We start from the raw sequence: 18,604 nt of genomic DNA on the forward strand, positions 1-18,604 counted from the left end.
TTTCCTTAGACGATGGATTCCATCACATCTCGTCTCGTTTTGATATCCAGTTCAAGGACTGCTCCAGCTTCGCTTACATCACATCCGGCATGGCTTTCCAGTGCCTTGCCGATAATGGCCGGAATGTCCAGAAAGCGGATCTTTTCTTTCAGGAAAAGGTCGACCGCTACTTCATTTGCTGCGTTGAGGACAATGGGGTGGCTCTGTCCGGCTGAAAAAGAATCCGCTGCATGTTTCAGGCAGGGAAATACTTCAAGGTCCGGTTTTTCAAAGGTCAGAGTGCCTATTTCTGCGAGGTTCAGCGGTTTGAGCTTCAAGGGGACGCGCTGGGGGAAGCACATACAGAAAGCAATGGGGATCTGCATGTCCGGTACACCAAGGTGTCCAAGCTGTGAACCGTCCACATACTCGACCAAAGAGTGGATTATGGACTGGGGGTGAACCACAACATCCACCTGTTCCGGCGGCAGGCCGTAGAGGTGGCAGGCTTCAATGAATTCCAGACCTTTATTCATGAGGGTTGCGGAATCAATGCTGATTTTTGCTCCCATATCCCAGTTTGGGTGGGCCAGAGCCTGTTCGCGTGTTACTGTTTCGAGAAATTTTTTAGATTTGCCACGGAACGGTCCGCCGGAAGCTGTCAGGATCAGTCTGCTTACTTCTTCCCCGTCGTGTCCGGCCAGTCCCTGAAACAGAGCGTTATGCTCAGAGTCCACAGGAAGAATGGTAGCACCGGTGCGGTGGCATTCATCACGGATGATATGACCGCCGAGTACAAGGGATTCCTTGTTGGCAAGAGCTATCATTTTTCCTTTTTTGGCAGCAGCAAGAGTGGGCTCAAAGCCCGCAGCCCCTACGATAGAGGAGAGTACAACAGAAACTTCTTCAAGCTCAGAAAGGGTGATATATGCGGAAGGTCCGGTAAGGATTTCCGGTTTATAATCAGCAGGAAGCAGGCTCTTAAGTTCAGCAGCAGCTTCATCGTTAAGTACAGCTAAGTACTGGGGGCGATGTTTAATTGCCTGTTCTGCCAGCAGTTTTGCATTTCTTGCCCCGGCTAGGGCGGTTACCTTGAACAGATCCGGGTGTTGCTCAATTACTTTAAGGGTGCTGGTTCCGATGGAGCCGGTGCTGCCCAGAATGGAAATTGATCTGGGGAAATCCGGTAATGTTGCTTTTGCCGGCCATGGAGAAATATATGTTTGCAAGTCTGTATATCCGTCTGTTTTGTGGGCTTTGGGTCAAGGCCCGGTTTAGAAGAAAGAGTGAATTTGTCTTGCCAGAATATATACGGGAAGAGCGAGCACAAGGCTGTCGATCCGGTCCAGCACTCCACCGTGACCCGGAAGAATCTTTCCAGAGTCTTTGATTTGGAGTTTTCTTTTAAGAGCAGATTCGAAAAAGTCTCCCATTTGGGACGCTATGTTGAGCATTATCGCAAGAGCAACCCAGTACAGAATCGGTGCATGTCCGAAAAAGTGGCCGAACACGGTACAGCAGATGATACAACCGCTCATTCCGCCCAGAGATCCGGCCCAGGATTTTTTGGGGCTGATCTGGGGCCAGATTTTCTTTTTACCGAAGAAAGTTCCGGCATAAAAGGCGGCTGTGTCCGAAGAAGAAGCTGCAAGGAGAACGAAAAGAATTTCCCAGCTGCTCATGGAAGTCATGAACTGCATGGTAACTGGAACGTATACCAATCCGGCAAAGAGTATCAGGCTGTCCAGATAGGTGGCCTGATCCGGTTTCGCGCTATATGAAAACAGGAATCGGAAATTGAACAGCCAGAAAGCTCCCAGCATAATCAAAAGCATCCAGACCGGAGAAACAGTAGCGGAAGTAAGGATAATACCAGCTCCGGCGGCCATTCCGACAATTCGTGATGCGAGGTGTGATTTGTCCTGCCAGAACATGGCATAGAATTCATAGAGGGCGATGGTGCAGAATATAGCCAACCCGCCGGTTAAGACCGGTCCCCCCATGATCAGGGCTGTTGCAAGGGCTGCGATTAGGAGCAGGGAAGTGATAATTCGTTTCTGAAGGCTGCTTAGGGACATGAAATCCTCGGTTAAAAAATTTCCACAAAAATTCAATTAAAATATATAAGTACTGCTTTTGAAAGATGGTTCTCCGCGCGTATGTGAAGCTTCATGTCTCGAAAGAAGTAAAAAGTCAGTGCCAGTATAGAGCAGATTATGCTTAATCGTGTAAAAAACTCCATTTTTATAATTCATTAATAACTGGCGGGCAAGTCGTTGACAGTTATTTTTCCATATTAATTCTCCAATAGTCATTTAGGGCATACATATGGTTTAATCATCGGTATAAATGTTCGAGAGTGGTTCCAGAGCTTTATTCTTTGTGATATTGGTATATAAATATTGTTGCAATTTTTATTTTTGTTGCGAATATAATATTCTTGTATAAAAATTACCAATGTAGTTCTAGGGTTGTATTGTTGATTTGTGATTTGTCCGGTGGGTTTTTCTCAGGATGTGTATTCTTGCAGGGAGGGGATAGTGTCACGCAATGGAAAGTTGTCTTCGGGCCTAGAAGAACTAAATGGTATTTTGGAAAATGCATTAGTTGATTTGCAGGGTACTGATTGCCATGAAGTAGTAAGTAGGCTTAGTCGGGATATTGAAGCTGCTTTTACTAAAAATTCTGATGCAAAAGAGGACCTTGTTGAGCGGTTGACTGAAATAGGGTTGGCTCTTTCCGGTGAGACACGTCTCGAGCGGCTGCTGGAGATGATCGTTGATGAAGCACGTGTTTTGACCCGGGCCGATGCCGGAACTCTTTACATTGTAGACAGAGAGGGTCGCAAGCTTGAATTTTCTATTCTCCAAAACGATAAGATGCAGGTCCGCATGGGCGGAACCAGCGGCAATGAGATAACCCTGCCTCCGGTTCCACTGTATACTTCTGGCAATGCTCCTAACAAAGCCAACGTTTCCTCATATTGCGCCTTGACCGGTGAAACAATCAATATTGCAGATGTTTATGAAGCTGAAGGTTTTGATTTTACCGGACCTCGTAAATATGACGCTGCTACCGGATACCGTTCCAAATCCATGCTTGTGCTTGCTTTGAAAAATCACGAGCAGGACATTATCGGAGTGTTGCAATTACTCAATGCTCTGGACGAGGAAGGCGAGATTATTGAGTTCTCGGCTGATGTGGTAGACATTGTAGGTTCATTAGCTTCGCAGGCAGCTATCGCCTTGACCAACGCCCAGCTTATTCAGGGACTGAAAGATCTTCTCTATTCGGTAATCCAAAGTATTGCCGCAGCCATTGATGCTAAATCTCCCTACACTAATGGTCATATTGAGAGAGTTGTGACCATCACCATGATGATTGCAGATAAGGTCAATTCCATCCATGAAGGTAAATATGCTGATGTGCATTTTACTGAAGATGAATTGGAGGAGTTGAAACTCGCCGCGTGGATGCACGATGTGGGCAAGATATCCATCCCGGAACATGTGGTAGACAAATCTACCAAATTGCAAACTATTTTTGACCGTTCACAAATGGTTGATGCTCGGTTCAGGCTTATTTCCGAGACCATTAAAAACAGGCAGCTTGAGGAAACTATTGCTGCCCTTAGGAATGGTGTTGATGAGGCAGAACTTGATAAAATTGAAATGCGTTATGCCGTTGAGCTGGAGCAGGCTGAGGAAGACCGACAATTTGTCAATTCCTGCAATATCCCTAAAGAATTTATGTCTGACGAGCGTATTGCAAGGATTATGGGGATTGCTTCCCGTACCTTTGAAAGCAATGGTGAAACTTTCAACTGGCTGACCGAGGATGAGGTAAAAAATCTATGCATCCGGAAAGGAACCCTGACAGACAAGGAACGTGAGATTATCGAGAGTCATGCAGCGATAACGCATGAAATGCTTTCACGACTTCCATTTCCCAAGAGGCTTTCCCGAGTCCCTGAATATGCAGCCGGGCATCACGAGAAATTGGATGGTTCGGGGTATCCTAATGGAGTGGGCGGAGACGATCTTCCCTTGCAGGCAAGGATTATGGCTGTTGCTGATATTTTTGAAGCTCTGACAGCTAAGGACAGGCCATATAAGAAGCCCATGAAACTTGCGCAGGCGATTAAGATTTTAGGATTTATGGTCAAGGATAAGCATATTGATGAAGATGTCTGTCAACTCTTCATCGATTCCGGTCTATACTTGGATTATGCCAAGGATGAACTTGATCCTTCGCAGTTGGAAGAAGATAATTAAAAAGGGGAGCGACCATGTTGCTCCCCCCTTTTTTTATCTCTTTTTATTATTTTCCTTCCAGTGAGTCAGCACAGTATCAATGGTGCGCAGGCGGGCTATCTTGCGGGCAATATCGATAACTGCCAATTTGATTAGCCGGTCCTTCTTAGGGTGCATATACTCTCCGGTCAGGTTCAGTGCGTATGAGGTTGGCGGATCGAATTCCACTCCGAGGAAATCTCCGTTTATATCAACCAATGCGGAGTATTGTTCGTAATCTTCGTCATATTCAATATCCACCTCAGATGCTCCGATGACTACATAGTCCACAGCATTATCACGGGCAATGGAAATGATCTCATCTTCGGTAACGGTTTGTTGCGATGTGGCGTATGATCGTTTGCATGAGTCGAGCAGGAATCCGGTGATCATGCGGTCACGGTGGGTTTCAAACCCGGCTTCATTAAATTCCTGTTGCAGTGATTTGTTCAGGTTGCGGATCAGGTTTTCGCATTCCTGCGGGGAGAGGTTTTCTCCTTTGATGCGCGGCACAAGTGAAAATACAATGGTCGGCTTTCCGGTTTTTTTGTAAATTTTGTATCCGTCTTTGCTTCCGCATATTCCGGTGGTTGCAAAGGACAGTACCAGTATGGCTGAAATGATGACTGAAATTAATGACGTCTGTTTCATTAAAAACTCCTTGGCTGCATTTCGGTTACCTTTTGCAGGAATCCAGGTCGGAAAGGGTATTTATCAGGCTGTTGTATAAGTTCACATCAGACACGGACGTATGGCCTTTGGCGATTGTGGAATCAACAGCCTTGATACATTTTATGACATCACCGTTGCCCTGAAGATAGGCTGCGGTAGTGTAGTTGCGTTCAATAAAGGCGCCGAGATCATTGTCCTTGGTTCCGGTTTTGATGGTCAGGCTGAATCTGGTTTCTGCTTCAGGCATGCGCATGCTGGTTTGGTAAACGTTATCTTTCTCTGAGAATCCGGACTTCTCCGAACCTTGTTGGAAGGATACCCCGAACATGGAAACCGAAGCATGGAGTCCTTTGCGAATGGCGTTAAACCTTGTTTTCGGAGGCAAGACCATCATTTCCTGCGAAAGAGCCTGCGAGGCCAGCATCTGGGCAAGCGATTTATATTTGGCCGGATTCTGAATGCGTTTAAGTGTTCCTTTGGAGAGGTTTATTTCGTCCACGAAACAGGTCTTGGTCGAAAACAGGTAATCCATATTGGCAAGACATTTGCCCAACTCATCTTGTGCATCAGCTTTAAGTCTTTTGCGGTCCGTAAAGAACTCCACAATGGAAGATCTTATTTGACCGGCAAGAGGTTCTAGGCTGAAGTTTTTGGTCTTATCCAGATATGGAACAGAGATCAGCATGGGAGCTGAATAAACCAGTGATTCAGATTTTGCCTGAAAGAGCAGGAAGTTCAACCCTATGTAAACCCGTCCTTTGTATAGCCGTTGTTCTGCTGAACCATACTCATCCACAAAGGAAATGACGTTATCCACAAAGAGAAGGGGGACGAGGATGGAATCCGGGTCGAATTTATCTCCGAATCCGGCCCGTTTGATATTTATGCCTTCGTTTTTAGCCGCAGCACGTTTAAGAAAACCTAGAATTCCTTTACGGAGTGCCTTCTTGAACTGCTTATCCTTGAGTATAATGCCCAGTTCTGTTTTGTGGCGGTCTTTTTCCTTATTACGTACCTTACCGATAGCTGGCGGCATAATATAAAGCTCGGCAGCTTCAACCCATGATCCGCAGAGAAATGTGACCAGCAGGATAAAAACGAGACTGAATTTATGGGCCATAATCTTTTACCATTTATAGCCTTCAGTTGAATCCTGGCTTTCTTCCTGTTTGATTTCCTCAGTACGAGCCTTGGCAGACTGGGTTTCGTCCTTGAGATCTCCTGCGGACTGGTGCACTCCTTCCATAGACTGTTTTGCAGAGTCTGCCTGCTTGAATCCGCAGGAGGAAAGGGCCAGAAATGCAGCAATACAAAGTAGTAGTTTAAGTCTTTTCATCAATAAATCTCCTTGTTTCAGTTAATCTAACATGTCTTCGGCCAAAGCAACAGAAGCGGCCTTCTTTTCAACTGTTTTAAATCCTTGGGCGGTCTGGCTGGCCATTTGATTCTTGAGTCGATTACTCAGGGCAAGTTTGTTCTGGTAGTATGATTCCAGTAATGTAGTAATCTGAGTGTTTTTTCTGCGTGCTGTCATGATGATCTTACTGATCTCTTGACCTTGCCCGCTTATAACAGCGGAGTTTTCTTCAATATATTCATAGTCTGCTTGAAAGTCGGAAAATAGGGTTCCGAGAGTTGTCAGGTCTTCCTGAATTTCTATCAAGCGAGGCAAGGCAGTAAGTGCCCGAACGGGGTCATTTTGGGCGTTGCCGATAATTGAGACAAGTTCGGCAGTAGCAAGGGCGATAACCCCGGCTTGTTTTGTTGCTTCTGCTGCCATAGGCCCTGCTTTTTCATCATAGGCATTAATAGCTCTATCAATCCGCAGGATTACATTGTTGGCTTTGTCTATACTGAAATCATAAAGTGCATTAGATGCATGCAGGTTGTTTGAAAATGAGTTGATGACCGAATCAAGGTTCTGGATCTGCTGGGCATTGAGATTTGAAAATTCATCAGCCTCAGATTTAATTTTGGTTTCCAGAGCCCTGAGCATCTTGCCGTTTTGAGCTATTTTTACTGCCGCTCCTTCAATTGAGTCTGTCGGTTCATATGAAAGGTCCTTGATAAAGGCTTTGATGGATATCTTTTTCATTCCGGTAGTGCTTACACCTCTGGCAGTGTCCGCAGCTACTTTATAGTTGTCATTCATTGCTACAACAGTTGCTCCCACCAGTGATTGCAGAGCTCGTGTTTCATTTAAGGCTTGCAGCATTTGTTCGCGTATTTCAACTGTTTTGGCAGCAAGTTCTTTGCCGACGCTAACGCTTTTGAGAATTTCTTTGAGCTGGTCATTGGAGGATTGCACAGGAACACCGCTTTTGCTTGGTGCTGTATTTCCACCGCCTCCAGTGAGAAGTGCCTGAGCAAAAGCTCCAAACAAGGCAGCTCCGGCGCTTTGACCGCTGCTGCTTGTTTTGACAGTGGTTTTCTTTTTGGTCCGACTGCTTATACGGGGCTGAATTTGTTTTGTTTTGGGCCTTGCGGCAATTGTAGTTTTACTTTTTGGAGGTGTAGGACAGGGGGTGCCGGCATCTTCCGGAATAATTTTTCCTGTCATGGTTCTGGTTTCGATTTTAGCAATAGGGCTGAGTGGATTGGCTACACAGACTTTTGTAGGAGCATAACCTTCGAAGCCTTCACCTTTGATCAGGTAAAAATCATTTTCAATGCCGATGATATCGAAGGTGGTCTGAGGAGAGATGACCCGCACAGTGGGAGATTTCCTGTCCGGAGCTTGGTAGACTACTGTTTTTTCTTTGTTTCTGCCTCTTGTCCCGAGGTAATTACCGAAATCAAGATTGATCAGCTTGTGGTAAACGAAACCTGGCTTGCCGCTTCCATCCATACGTTTGATTTTGTACCAGTTGTTGTTTTTACCGATGAGTTCAACTTGTATGTCTTTCGCAAGAATATCGACGATATCCGCCTTTGAAGATGAAACTTCCCGCACATTGCTTTTTAGAAGAGTTCTACCTGTTACGATAGGTGTCACAACTACTGTTTCAGTTCTTACAGTCGTCTTCACAGCATTATTTTGAGTGTTTGTTTTGGGAATACATCCCACTACAAGCAGGCAAGTTATCAAGCAGATTATCAGGCCGAAAAACAATCTAGATGACATGAAATACCTCCCTTTATTCATGAAAATGCGCTGGCTGCTAAGATATGTAAATCGGGACGATTTTAAAAATCATTCCAAGTTGCAATCTGCTGCATATTTTCTAGATAGAATAAGGCGGTTTACCTGATTTTGTCGATAAAAAAATAAATTTATAGGAAGAAATTTTTGAGGAAGGAAAATAAAAAATCCCACAGAGTCATTCTCTGCGGGATTTGCTTATACTTGTTCACCGGTTTTGCCGAATCTGCGTTGCCTTCCGGCAAAATCAGCCAGAGCTTTATCCAACTCTTCGGGGGAAAAGTCCGGCCAGTAGACGTCTGTGAAATATAATTCCGAGTAGGCGGCCTGATAGAGCAGGTAGTTTGACAAACGCTGCTCTCCGCTGGTGCGGATAATCAGATCGGGATCAGGCTGTCCGGCTGTATACAGATACTTGGACAGTGATTCCTCTGTTATATCATTTTCTCTGACGCCTTCGGCGATCATTTTCTTGCAGGCCCGCACCAGTTCGTCCCGGCCAGAATAATTCAGAGCCAGATTAAGTGTCATGGACTTGCAGTTTTCCGTTTTTTTTATGGTGTGGGCAACAACCTGCTTTACGCCAAAGGGGAACTCAGAGAGTTCCCCCAGTATTTTCAAGCGTATATCCTGCTCACGCAGGCTGGACAGTTCTTTCTTGAGGAAGACTGTCAGCAGGTCGAAAAGCGTGCTGATTTCATCTTTCGGTCTGGCCCAGTTTTCCTTGGAAAAGGTATACAGGGTCAGGTGTTCAATACCGAGTTCGCGGCATCGGGTAACGATGTTTCTCGCAGCTTCTGTTCCGGCCCGGTGACCTTCACTACGTGAAAGCCCTCGGGCTTGTGCCCACCGTCCATTACCGTCCATAATAACGGCTATATGTCGGGGCATCATTATACTAGATTTCCAGAATTTCCTTTTCTTTCTCGCCGCATGATAAGTCGCATTTTTTGACGTAATCATCGGTGAGCTTCTGAACATCATCCTGAGCTTTGCGCTGTTCGTCCTCGGAGATATCCTTGTCTTTTTCCAGCTTCTTCAGGGTATCGTTCATGTCGCGGCGAACGTTACGGATAGCGACCTTGGAATCTTCGGTGTATTTTTTAGCGATCTTAACCAGTTCCTTACGGCGTTCCTCGGTGAGAGGAGGAATGGAGATGCGCAGTACTTTACCGTCGTTAACGGGGTTCAAGCCGAGGTCGGACTGTTGCAGTGCTTTGTCGATAAGGGGAAAAGCACCTTTGTCCCAGGGCTGGATGGAGATGGTACGGGAATCCGGGATGGAAACGGAAGCCAGCTGGTTAATGGGAGTGGGAGTTCCGTAGTAGTCAACGGAAATGCTATCCACCAGCGAAGTGGCCGCGCGACCTGTGCGCAGTTTTGCAAAGTCGTTTTCCAAAGCGGTCAGTGCGCCTTCCATTCTTTTTTTGCCATCGGCAAGAACTTCATTAATCATTATTATCCTCCGTGAACAATTGTTCCGATCTGCTCACCTTTAACAACCCTTTCAATGTTTCCTTTTTCGAAAAGGTTGAAAACAATGATGGGCATGTTGTTGTCCATGGCCAGTGAAGTGGCGGTGGAGTCCATTACACCCAGTCTCTTTTCCAGAGTCTCAAGGTAGGTGATAGATTCAAATTTAACAGCATCGTCGTGCTTCATCGGGTCCTTGTCGTAGACACCGTCCACTTTAGTCGCCTTGATGATAGCTTCGGTCTTAAGTTCCATGGCCCTGAGCGCTGCTGCGGTATCGGTAGTGAAGTAAGGGTTACCGGTACCGGCTGCACAAATTACCACCCTGCCTTTTTCAAGGTGGCGTACGGCTCTGCGGCGGATGTAAGGCTCGGCCACGGCCTGCATGGGGATTGCTGACATTACTCGTGTATCGCATCCCAGCTTTTCAAGAGCATCCTGAACAGCGAGGGCGTTCATGATGGTTGCGAGCATTCCCATGTAGTCGGCGGAAGCGCGATCCATGCCTTTTGCAGAATCAGACATGCCGCGGAAAATATTACCGCCACCGATGACCAGGGCAACCTGAAGTCCTTTCTTGGCAACCTCTGCAATTTCGCCTGCGAACTGGCTGATTGCTGAAGGTTTAATACCGAACTGCTGGTCACCTGCGAGTGCCTCACCGCTGAGTTTGATCATTACCCGTGAATAGCGCAATTTGTCCATAGTTTCTCCCGTTTTTCCGCGGATCTTGTCCGGTTATTAGTCGATAAGCAGGCCGGAAGTTAATTTAATTGGCGCGGGAGGGTGCTCCCTCCAGTTTCCGGCTGTATAAAAATCGTTGTTATCCGTTTCCGTTCAGTTGCCCGATGTTACCGGAAAATCCCGCTTCCGGTAATTGATCGGGTGAAAATTGCCCCTTTAAAAAGCTCAAACCCATACGGCCATTACCGTATTGATTTGAGCTTAGAAAAATATCCACCGCTGAACTTCCTTCATTCTCTTTCGTTGGATTCGTTGATGAAGGTCGGTTCGTTTTTGCGGCTTTCCGGTGCTATGAGGAGCAATTGTTATATGTTTCAAACTTGTCCTTGGTATGTGTGTGGCCGCTTGTTAAAAAACGGACAAAAAAAACGGGCCTTGCGGCCCGTTTTAATGAAGTCTTATTCGGCTTCGCTTTCTTCAGCGACTGCTTCCGCGAGGTTGATGCGGGCGAAGCGACCGATCTGCATGTTCTCGCCGAGAACTGCGATGGTGTCGTTGAGGAGATCTTTAATGGTCTTCTTGTCGTCCTTGATGAAGGGCTGTTCAAGAAGGCATACTTCTTTGTAGTATTTGTTGACACGGCCTTCAACGATCTTTTCAGCGATGTTTTCGGGCTTGCCTTCAGCGATAGCCTGCTGCTTGTAGATTTCTTTTTCTTTCTCAAGCATTTCCTGAGGCAGATCTTCAGGCTTTACACAAACAGGGCTGGTCGCTGCAACCTGCATTGCGAGGTCTTTGGACAGCTGGATGAACTGTTCAGCCTTAGCAACGAAGTCGGTTTCACACTTGAGTTCAACCATAGCAACGAGCTTGCCGTTGCTGTGGGTGTAAGTGCCAACCAGACCTTCACTGGTAGCGCGGCCTGCTTTTTTAGCAGCCTTGGCGAGACCTTTCTCACGCAGGTATTTGATTGCGTTTTCTTCGTTGCCATCGCATTCAGCGAGAGCTTTTTTGCAATCCATCATTCCTACGCCGGTTTTCTCACGCAGGGCCTTAACCATCTGTGCGGTAATAGCCATGATTATTTTGCCTCCTGAGGAGTTTCTTCTTTAGCTTCAGTTTCTACAGCTTTCTCAGCAGCTTTGGTTTCTTCTGCTTCCATAGCTTTGTCTTCCTTGCGGCGAGCTGCGCCTTCGAGGCAAGCATCAGCCATGTGGGAAGCGAAGAGCTTGATGGCGCGGATAGCGTCATCGTTACCGGGAATGATGTAGTCAACCATATCGGGATCGCAGTTGGAGTCTACTACTGCAACTACGGGGATACCGAGTTTGCGGCATTCCTGAATAGCGATCTGCTCACGCTTGGGGTCGATGACGAAAGCAACAGCGGGTGCACCGTTAAGGTCCTTGATACCGCCGAGTGCGAGGTTAAGTTTTTTAACCTCACGACCCATCATTACGATTTCCTTTTTGGGGAAGCGTTTGATGGAACCGTCTTCGAACATTTCTTCAAGCTTTTTGAGGCGATCGATGCTTTTTTTGATGGTCTGGAAGTTGGTAAGAGTTCCACCCATCCAGCGGTGAGTCACGTGGAACATGCCTGCACGGCTTGCTTCAGCAGCGATAGCTTCCTGAGCCTGGCGCTTGGTACCGATGAAAAGAACTTTGCCGCCTTTAGCTACGTTGTCAGCGATGAAATCGTGAGCTTTGCGGAAAAGTTTAACAGTCTGCTGCAGATCCATAATGTGGATACCGTTACGTGCACCGAAAATGTAAGGGCGCATTTTGGGGTTCCAACGACGGGTCTGGTGACCGAAGTGAACGCCGGTCTCAAGCATCTGTTTCATAGTTACGTATGCCATAATTTCCTCCTGGGTTTTTCCTCCATTCCGGCGGTAATGAACCTGCAACCGCTGCAGGCACCCATATTGAGGCCGGAATGTGTGATTTGGCTACGCACCATTACGGGAATTAGGTTTGAAAATCAAGTCCCGGTGCGCGTTTTTTGAAAAAAATTATATAAATGTATCCCGGAAACAACAATCAGGGACTCCAATTATTGCTTACTGAACCGGCGTCTTCAGCGAGTCGTCGTCAACAACGGGGTTGCTGAGTTTGCCGATTCCTTCGATTTCTACTTCAACACGATCCCCGGCTTTAAGAGTGCCGATTCCCGGAGGTGTTCCAGTCAGGATCACGTCTCCGGGATTGAGAGTCATGTGGTGCGAAATATAGCTGACCAGTTCCGCAGGGCTGTGCTGCATGTCGGCAATGGTGCCTTCCTGCCGGACCTTATCATTAACTATAGTACGGATACCAAGACCGCTGATATCGATATCTGTTTCAATACAAGGTCCGATGGGTGCGAAAGTGTCAAACCCTTTGGCCCGGGTGAATAAAGTGTCCTTGCGCTGGAAATCACGTGCGGTGACATCGTTGGCACAGGAATACCCGAAGATCATTGGATCGACATCCTGCGGCTGAACGTTCTTGGTCGTCTGGCCCATGATGATGGCAAGTTCCCCTTCGTAATCAACCTGCTCCGAGATGGAAGGGATAACAATAGCATCATTGTTGCCCACAACGGCAGATGGCGGCTTAAGGAAAATCATGGGGTCATCCGGGATTTTCATATCCAGTTCAGCTGCATGCGCCTTGTAGTTCAGGCCTACGCAGACAATTTTTGAAGGAACCACGATGGGCAGGATCACGCATTCCGAAGATGGAATAGGTACGGAACCGGGCTGTCCGGTTACCAGACTCTTGAAATGTCCGTCTTCCAAAGTTGCATAGAAAACCTTTTCGCCATGTCTGATTCTGTAAACTTTCATTTAATCTCCCGGCATGATCTGATTCAGTCGCAAAAATAAAAATAGCACAAATGGAAAAAACAGCCAAACAGGTGTTGGTGTTTTTAGAGAATACATTTATCGCACTTGGCGTCGATATCCTTTTCTTCGTCCCCGGTAATGGAGATAACGAGGGGGATGACCACCGGATCACGGCCGAGAACCTTGCGGAAAAAACGGCGCAGGGCAGAGCGAATGCGTTCCTTGAGCTTATTGGTGTGTCCCGGGGGTATGTTTTCAAAAACATCAAGCACAATGCACTTGGCATCTTCCAGCAGATGAGAATACTGCTGTTCAAAGACAAACCCTTTGGATGTAACTTCCGGCCCCCTGAGGATTTCTCCGGTGCTAACATCAACAACCAGTGCGACAATGACCAACCCTTCTCCGGCCAGCAGCTGGCGTTCCTTGAGCACGGTCTGCCCAACATCGCCGACTCCCTTGCCGTCCACGAGAGTGCACTGAACAGGCACGTTTTCTTCAAAACGGATGCCGTGCAGCAGGAAGGTTACCGGTTCACCGTCTTCAATTACTAAAGAACGCTCTGGAGCGACTCCGGTTTCAACGGCCAGACGGGAATGCTTTATTAAATGTCTGTATTCACCGTGTACGGGGATAAAATATTTGGGACGCACAGTTTCAAGCATGGTGCGCAATTCTTCGCGATGTGCATGGCCGGATGCGTGAATGCCCTGCACCTTTTCATAGAGGACTTCTGCTCCAAGCTTGTAAAGCCTGTTGATGACCCGGGTGATGGCTTTTGTGTTGCCGGGGATAAAACGCGAAGACATGAGTACAAGGTCGCCCTCTTTGATGGAAAGCTGGCGGTGGTCCCCGGTGGAAAGACGTGAAAGGGAGGCCAGTGATTCACCTTGAGATCCGGTTACCAGCAGTACTATTTCATCATCGCGATAATCGGGAAGGTCTTCGAGATCGATAAGTGTACCGCCCGGAAAACGCAGCTTACCCAGATCGCGGGCCAGATCAATATTGCGGGCTAAAGATTTTCCGCTGACCCCGACCTTGCGCTTGGACTCAACCGCAAGATCAAAAATTTCCTGCATGCGCTGAATATGGCTGGAGAAGAGAGTGACCAGAATACGGCCTTCTGCTTCAATGAAAAGGTCGCGCATGGTGTTCTTGATTTCATTTTCGGTGAGGGCATACCCGTCCTGCTCAACATTGGTGGAGTCAGAGAAAAGCAGAGTAACACCCGGTTCGGAAAATTTTGCAATGGCTTCAAGGTCTGTTGCGTGACCATCCAGCGGATTGCGGTCAATCTTGAAATCACCAGTATGGATTACCCGGCCTACAGGTGTTTCAATTCCCAGAGCGTAGCCTTCAATAATGGAGTGGCATACAGGGAAGAAATTGAATGCCATGTCGCCCAGTTGTATTCGGTCATGCGGGTTTACCACGCGCAGGTCAACATAGTCCTCAAGATTATGTTCGCGAAGTTTGTTTTCCACCAGTCCGAGGGTGAACTTTGAGCCGTAGACAGGTACATCTATATAAGGAAGCAGCCACGGCAGGGCTCCGATATGGTCTTCATGTCCGTGAGTGAGCACGATACCTTTCAGGGTATCCTTCATGGTCAGGATATGATCAAAGCGGGGAATTGCTATGTCCACGCCGAAAAGAGCATCGTCAGGAAAAATCAGACCGCAGTCGACTACCACAGCAGTTTCAGCAGTGCTGAGCATCATACAATTCAGACCGATTTCGCCAAGGCCCCCGAGCGGACAGACTGTAAGCTGAGGATCACTCATCTCTCAGCTCCGCGTAGGCTGCGCCCATTACTTCTTCGAGCTGTTCTTTGAGTTTGACGCGGTCACGGACTTTGTATTCTGAAATATCAATGGGCGGCAGGGCTTTGATTTTTATTTCCTGAAAAGGATTCATCCACAGGCTGTGTTTTTTGCAGACCCTGTTAACGCCGTACATAACCACCGGAGCGATGGGTTTCTGGCACTTAAGGGCCAGGACCATTCCGCCTGTTTTAAATTCCATGAGACCGTCCTTTTCCGGAGCGGGGTTGCGGGTTCCTTCCGGAAAGATGAGCGGGGAAAGGCCGCTATTGGCAGTGTCAATGGCGTTCTGGATGTCGCGCATTCCCTGTCTGCGGTTTTCGCGGTCAATAGATATGTGTTTTCCCGCGGTCATCGCGTGTCCGAAAACCGGGAAATCGAAAAGTTGCTTTTTCGCTACGAATTTGAATTGCCAAGGTGCAAGATATTTGAAGAGCAGGGGGATGTCATAAAAGCTCTGGTGGTTTACCATGAAAACATAAGTTTCATTTTCATCAAGGGCGCTTAAGTCCACACGGTTTGTGCTCGCGCAGAGCCAGACAACAAGTTTACCCCAGTTCCGCTCACACCAGTGGCTGGATTTCTGGGTGCGCCCAATAATAGCCACGATGGAAAAGAAGATAGTGGCCGGGAAAAAAACAAGATAAAAAAATAAGGTTCTAAGTAAGCTCACGATAGTAGTAATTATGGGTTAAACTGTTTTGCTGGAAAATATATTGAAGGCCGCGGATTTCTGAATTCAGCCGACCAATCATTAACTAATAACAAATAAACCACCCATTAAGTAGTTTAATTTTTCCCGCTGGACAAGGGGAAAGGGAAAATAATGAAAATAACGCCTTTGGGGCATATGGTAAAAAAGCGACGTTCCAAAATAATGAAACGTCCCTTTTTGTAGTCGTTAATTAAGTTAAATCAAAAAAGGCCTAGATTCATAACCTTATCCCATGCGGAGATGAAATCGGTTACAAATTTCTCTTCTGAATCATCACAGCCATACACTTCGGCAATGGCCCGGAGCTGTGAATTGGCTCCGAAGATAAGGTCAATGCGGGTTGCGCTCCACTTTAACTTACAGCTTTCGCGGTCTCGTCCTTCAAACAGTTCTGCATCTTCGGAAGTAGGTGTCCATACAATATCCATATCGAGCAGGTTGTTGAAGAAGTCATTGTTTAGGCTTCCCGGTTTATCTGTGAATACGCCGTGTTTTGATCCATCAAAGTTTGCATCTAAAACACGCATCCCGCCGACGAGTACGGTCATTTCTGGTGCGGTCAGGGTCATGAGCTGGGCTTTGTCTACCAGAAGTTCTTCCGCGGTAACTGAGTATTTTATTTTCTGGAAGTTGCGGAAGCCGTCAGCCGCAGGTTCCAGCACAGAAAATGAATGTACATCGGTCTGTTCTTGTGAAGCATCGGTACGCCCCGGAGTGAAAGGCACGGTTACATCAAATCCTGCGTTCTTTGCACCTTGTTCAACTGCCGCGCAGCCGCCCAGTATGATCAGGTCGGCGAGAGATACTTTTTTATTTCCGGATTGGCTGTTGAATTCCTGTTGGATTTCTTCAAGTTTGTTCAGCAGTTCCGGCAGTTGTAACGGCTGGTTTACGTACCAGTCTTTTTGCGGCGCAAGGCGGATTCGCGCACCGTTGGAACCTCCGCGTTTGTCGGAGTCACGATAAGTGGAAGCGGATGCCCAAGCTGCGGATACCAGCTTCGAAACGGATAATCCTGATGCCAGAATTTTAGCTTTCAAATCTGCAATATCAGTGTTGTCTATCAGTTCGTGATCGACTGCGGGCACCGGGTCCTGCCAGATGAGTTCTTCATCGGGGACCATAGACCCCAGATAACGTGAGCGCGGTCCCATGTCGCGGTGCGTCAGCTTGAACCATGCCCGTGCAAAGGCGTCCGCAAATTCTTCAGGGTTTTTATGAAAACGTTTGGCAATGGGCGCGTATATCGGGTCCATGCGCAAGGAAAGGTCGGCGGTAGTCATCATTGGAGGATGAGTCTTGGATGGATCGTGTGCATCCGGTACAGTCTTTTTAGCTTCCGGGTCGGATGGATGCCACTGCCATGCCCCGGCAGGACTTTTCTCAAGATTCCATTCGTATCCGAACAGGGTATCAAAATAGCTGTTGTCCCACTTGATGGGGGTCGGGGTCCATGCGCCTTCTATGCCGCTGGAGATGGTATCGCCACCCTTGCCGCTGCCGAATTTGCTTTTCCAGCCCAATCCCTGCTGTTCAATCGGTGCTCCTTCGGGGTCCGGGCCTACATTCGCTGCGTCTCCGGCTCCGTGGCATTTACCGAAAGTATGTCCTCCGGCAACGAGAGCCACGGTTTCTTCATCGTTCATGGCCATGCGGGCAAATGTTTCGCGTACATCCTTGCCTGAAGCCACGGCATTGGGGTCGCCGTTAGGACCTTCGGGGTTCACATAGATCAATCCCATCTGAACTGCTGCCAATGGGTTATCAAGTTTACGGTCACCTGAGTAGCGGGTGTCGCCGAGCCATGTGTCTTCATCGCCCCAGTAAATGTCTTCTTCCGGTTCCCAGATATCTTCGCGGCCTCCAGCGAATCCGAAAGGCTTCAGTCCCATGGATTCGATTGCGCAGGTTCCGGCAAAGACCATCAGGTCGGCCCATGAAATTTTGCGTCCGTATTTTTTCTTGATGGGCCAGAGCAGCCTGCGGGCTTTATCAAGATTTACGTTGTCCGGCCAGCTGTTAAGCGGGGCTAGGCGCTGGCTGCCTGATCCGGCTCCACCGCGCCCGTCACCGATGCGGTAGGTTCCGGCACTGTGCCATGCCATGCGGATGAATAATGGGCCGTAATGCCCGTAGTCGGCAGGCCACCAATCCTGCGAATCGGTCATCAGTTCGAATAGGTCTTTTTTGAGGGCTTCAAGATCAAGCTTTTTGAATTTTTCAGCATAGTTGAATTCTTTATCCATGGGGTCAGATTTTGCTGAATGCTGATGCAGGATGTTCAGGTTAAGCTGGTTGGGCCACCAGTCTTTGTTTGATGTGCCGCTCCCGGCTACCTGACTTGAAGAGCGCCCTGTTACTGGACATTTCTTTTCATCACTCATGGTTTTTATCTCCCGTTTGCGTGAGTTCGGAATTTTACGATTGCGACCACATTAGCATTTATTTGCAGTTTAATCCAAGGGAGAGGGTGCGTTGGATACAATTTAATTTGAAGCGTGGGGGACAGATTTTTTTGCGTTCTTTTTAATCCTGATCCATGCCGTGAGTAGTGACCCTGCGCAAACAGCTATTATAAATAGGATATGTGATTGTTGAATCCAGCGAAGGTCTTGAACCCCAAAAGCGGTCAGCTTAGCTCCGGCCTCTATTTTTAGAGTAGCTACAAGTGAGCCTAACTGATTCAATTGTTCATGGTATTTCAATAATGCTAGATGGTTGTTAATGCAAAAAATAAGGTAGGCCCCAATAATTACTAGTGGCTCCTTCATAGTACGTACGGCCTTGTCGCTTTTTAATATTATTCCGACGACTGTAAGCGATACAACGCTGAAGTAGTCCCATATTTTGCCGACTTGCTCGGTTTGAGCTTGATACACGCTAACTGCATTTAAAACGAGTTCCATATTTTCCATTCTGTCCTCCATTAGTTGAACTTACATATGTGTATTATTGTTATAAGTCTAGAACTGTAGTTAGGCAATATAAAAG

The 18,604-nt window shown here is 47.4% G+C and carries 17 protein-coding genes; 1 reads left to right on the forward strand and 16 read right to left on the reverse strand.

The genetic code is table 11. From position 1 onward, the window contains the following. Positions 1–5 precede the first annotated feature (5 nt). Together ACNI23_RS02005 and ACNI23_RS02010 are read right to left on the reverse strand one after the other, a co-directional pair. A complete protein-coding gene (locus ACNI23_RS02005; protein WP_420246405.1) occupies positions 6–1,208 on the reverse strand; it encodes a 1-deoxy-D-xylulose-5-phosphate reductoisomerase in 1,203 nt (400 codons plus the stop codon). A 45-nt stretch (positions 1,209–1,253) separates the two neighbouring features. After that, on the reverse strand, positions 1,254–2,057 hold the full coding sequence (locus tag ACNI23_RS02010; protein WP_420246406.1) for a phosphatidate cytidylyltransferase: 804 nt from the start codon (positions 2,055–2,057) through the stop codon (positions 1,254–1,256). 462 nt (positions 2,058–2,519) lie between these two features. Between ACNI23_RS02010 and ACNI23_RS02015 the strand changes: the two genes are divergently transcribed. Beyond that, positions 2,520–4,253, forward strand: coding sequence for an HD domain-containing phosphohydrolase (locus tag ACNI23_RS02015; protein ID WP_420246407.1), 1,734 nt, complete (start codon positions 2,520–2,522; stop codon positions 4,251–4,253). Between the two features lie 33 nt (positions 4,254–4,286). Here ACNI23_RS02015 and ACNI23_RS02020 read toward each other — a convergent pair whose 3' ends face one another. The 14 genes from ACNI23_RS02020 to ACNI23_RS02085 form a co-directional block, all read right to left on the reverse strand. Further along, a complete protein-coding gene (locus ACNI23_RS02020) occupies positions 4,287–4,922 on the reverse strand; it encodes a hypothetical protein (protein ID WP_420246408.1) in 636 nt (211 codons plus the stop codon). A 25-nt stretch (positions 4,923–4,947) separates the two neighbouring features. Continuing rightward, positions 4,948–6,063, reverse strand: coding sequence for a hypothetical protein (locus tag ACNI23_RS02025; RefSeq protein WP_420246409.1), 1,116 nt, complete (start codon positions 6,061–6,063; stop codon positions 4,948–4,950). A 6-nt stretch (positions 6,064–6,069) separates the two neighbouring features. Then, entirely contained in the window at positions 6,070–6,279 is a 210-nt protein-coding gene (locus ACNI23_RS02030; protein ID WP_420246410.1) for a hypothetical protein, read from the reverse strand. A gap of 21 nt (positions 6,280–6,300) precedes the next feature. Further along, entirely contained in the window at positions 6,301–8,067 is a 1,767-nt protein-coding gene (locus tag ACNI23_RS02035; RefSeq protein ID WP_420246412.1) for an SH3 domain-containing protein, read from the reverse strand. 216 nt (positions 8,068–8,283) lie between these two features. After that, complete coding sequence (gene uppS, locus ACNI23_RS02040; protein WP_420246414.1) at positions 8,284–8,979, reverse strand: polyprenyl diphosphate synthase; 696 nt, start codon at positions 8,977–8,979, stop codon at positions 8,284–8,286. A 4-nt stretch (positions 8,980–8,983) separates the two neighbouring features. Next, on the reverse strand, positions 8,984–9,541 hold the full coding sequence (gene frr, locus ACNI23_RS02045) for a ribosome recycling factor (protein ID WP_420246415.1): 558 nt from the start codon (positions 9,539–9,541) through the stop codon (positions 8,984–8,986). A 2-nt stretch (positions 9,542–9,543) separates the two neighbouring features. Further along, on the reverse strand, positions 9,544–10,263 hold the full coding sequence (gene pyrH, locus ACNI23_RS02050) for a UMP kinase (RefSeq protein WP_015851143.1): 720 nt from the start codon (positions 10,261–10,263) through the stop codon (positions 9,544–9,546). 437 nt (positions 10,264–10,700) lie between these two features. Further along, positions 10,701–11,321, reverse strand: a complete 621-nt coding sequence (gene tsf, locus ACNI23_RS02055) for a translation elongation factor Ts (RefSeq protein ID WP_015851144.1) — start codon at positions 11,319–11,321, stop codon at positions 10,701–10,703. Positions 11,322–11,323: 2 nt separating this feature from the next. Continuing rightward, entirely contained in the window at positions 11,324–12,103 is a 780-nt protein-coding gene (gene rpsB, locus ACNI23_RS02060) for a 30S ribosomal protein S2 (RefSeq protein WP_015851145.1), read from the reverse strand. 201 nt (positions 12,104–12,304) lie between these two features. Beyond that, positions 12,305–13,072 (reverse strand): fumarylacetoacetate hydrolase family protein, encoded by a 768-nt coding sequence (locus ACNI23_RS02065; protein WP_420246416.1) that lies wholly within the window; start codon positions 13,070–13,072, stop codon positions 12,305–12,307. Positions 13,073–13,155: 83 nt separating this feature from the next. Next, a complete protein-coding gene (locus tag ACNI23_RS02070) occupies positions 13,156–14,859 on the reverse strand; it encodes a ribonuclease J (protein WP_420246417.1) in 1,704 nt (567 codons plus the stop codon). Beyond that, complete coding sequence (locus ACNI23_RS02075; RefSeq protein WP_420246418.1) at positions 14,852–15,571, reverse strand: lysophospholipid acyltransferase family protein; 720 nt, start codon at positions 15,569–15,571, stop codon at positions 14,852–14,854. The genes ACNI23_RS02070 and ACNI23_RS02075 overlap by 8 nt, the downstream gene beginning before the upstream one ends. Positions 15,572–15,813: 242 nt before the next feature. Beyond that, on the reverse strand, positions 15,814–17,997 hold the full coding sequence (gene katG / locus ACNI23_RS02080) for a catalase/peroxidase HPI (protein WP_420246419.1): 2,184 nt from the start codon (positions 17,995–17,997) through the stop codon (positions 15,814–15,816). Between the two features lie 102 nt (positions 17,998–18,099). Further along, positions 18,100–18,528 carry a hypothetical protein gene (locus ACNI23_RS02085; RefSeq protein WP_420246420.1) on the reverse strand — a complete coding sequence of 143 codons (429 nt, stop codon included), beginning with the start codon at positions 18,526–18,528 and terminating at the stop codon, positions 18,100–18,102. Positions 18,529–18,604 lie beyond the last annotated feature (76 nt).

This window comes from Maridesulfovibrio pacificus (SeqCode) (assembly GCF_048612815.1).
Lineage (GTDB): Bacteria > Desulfobacterota > Desulfovibrionia > Desulfovibrionales > Desulfovibrionaceae > Maridesulfovibrio > Maridesulfovibrio pacificus.

What these genes read in the sequence shown, in the direction of transcription:
- ACNI23_RS02010 (WP_420246406.1), bottom strand. Translation starts at nt 2,057, where the DNA reads ATGTCCCTAAGCAGCCTTCAGAAACGAATTATCACTTCCCTGCTCCTA.
- ACNI23_RS02020 (WP_420246408.1), bottom strand. Translation starts at nt 4,922, where the DNA reads ATGAAACAGACGTCATTAATTTCAGTCATCATTTCAGCCATACTGGTA.
- ACNI23_RS02025 (WP_420246409.1), bottom strand. Translation starts at nt 6,063, where the DNA reads ATGGCCCATAAATTCAGTCTCGTTTTTATCCTGCTGGTCACATTTCTC.
- ACNI23_RS02030 (WP_420246410.1), bottom strand. Translation starts at nt 6,279, where the DNA reads ATGAAAAGACTTAAACTACTACTTTGTATTGCTGCATTTCTGGCCCTT.
- ACNI23_RS02035 (WP_420246412.1), bottom strand. Translation starts at nt 8,067, where the DNA reads ATGTCATCTAGATTGTTTTTCGGCCTGATAATCTGCTTGATAACTTGC.
- uppS (WP_420246414.1), bottom strand. Translation starts at nt 8,979, where the DNA reads ATGATGCCCCGACATATAGCCGTTATTATGGACGGTAATGGACGGTGG.
- frr (WP_420246415.1), bottom strand. Translation starts at nt 9,541, where the DNA reads ATGATTAATGAAGTTCTTGCCGATGGCAAAAAAAGAATGGAAGGCGCA.
- pyrH (WP_015851143.1), bottom strand. Translation starts at nt 10,263, where the DNA reads ATGGACAAATTGCGCTATTCACGGGTAATGATCAAACTCAGCGGTGAG.
- tsf (WP_015851144.1), bottom strand. Translation starts at nt 11,321, where the DNA reads ATGGCTATTACCGCACAGATGGTTAAGGCCCTGCGTGAGAAAACCGGC.
- rpsB (WP_015851145.1), bottom strand. Translation starts at nt 12,103, where the DNA reads ATGGCATACGTAACTATGAAACAGATGCTTGAGACCGGCGTTCACTTC.
- ACNI23_RS02065 (WP_420246416.1), bottom strand. Translation starts at nt 13,072, where the DNA reads ATGAAAGTTTACAGAATCAGACATGGCGAAAAGGTTTTCTATGCAACT.
- ACNI23_RS02070 (WP_420246417.1), bottom strand. Translation starts at nt 14,859, where the DNA reads ATGAGTGATCCTCAGCTTACAGTCTGTCCGCTCGGGGGCCTTGGCGAA.
- katG (WP_420246419.1), bottom strand. Translation starts at nt 17,997, where the DNA reads ATGAGTGATGAAAAGAAATGTCCAGTAACAGGGCGCTCTTCAAGTCAG.
- ACNI23_RS02085 (WP_420246420.1), bottom strand. Translation starts at nt 18,528, where the DNA reads ATGGAAAATATGGAACTCGTTTTAAATGCAGTTAGCGTGTATCAAGCT.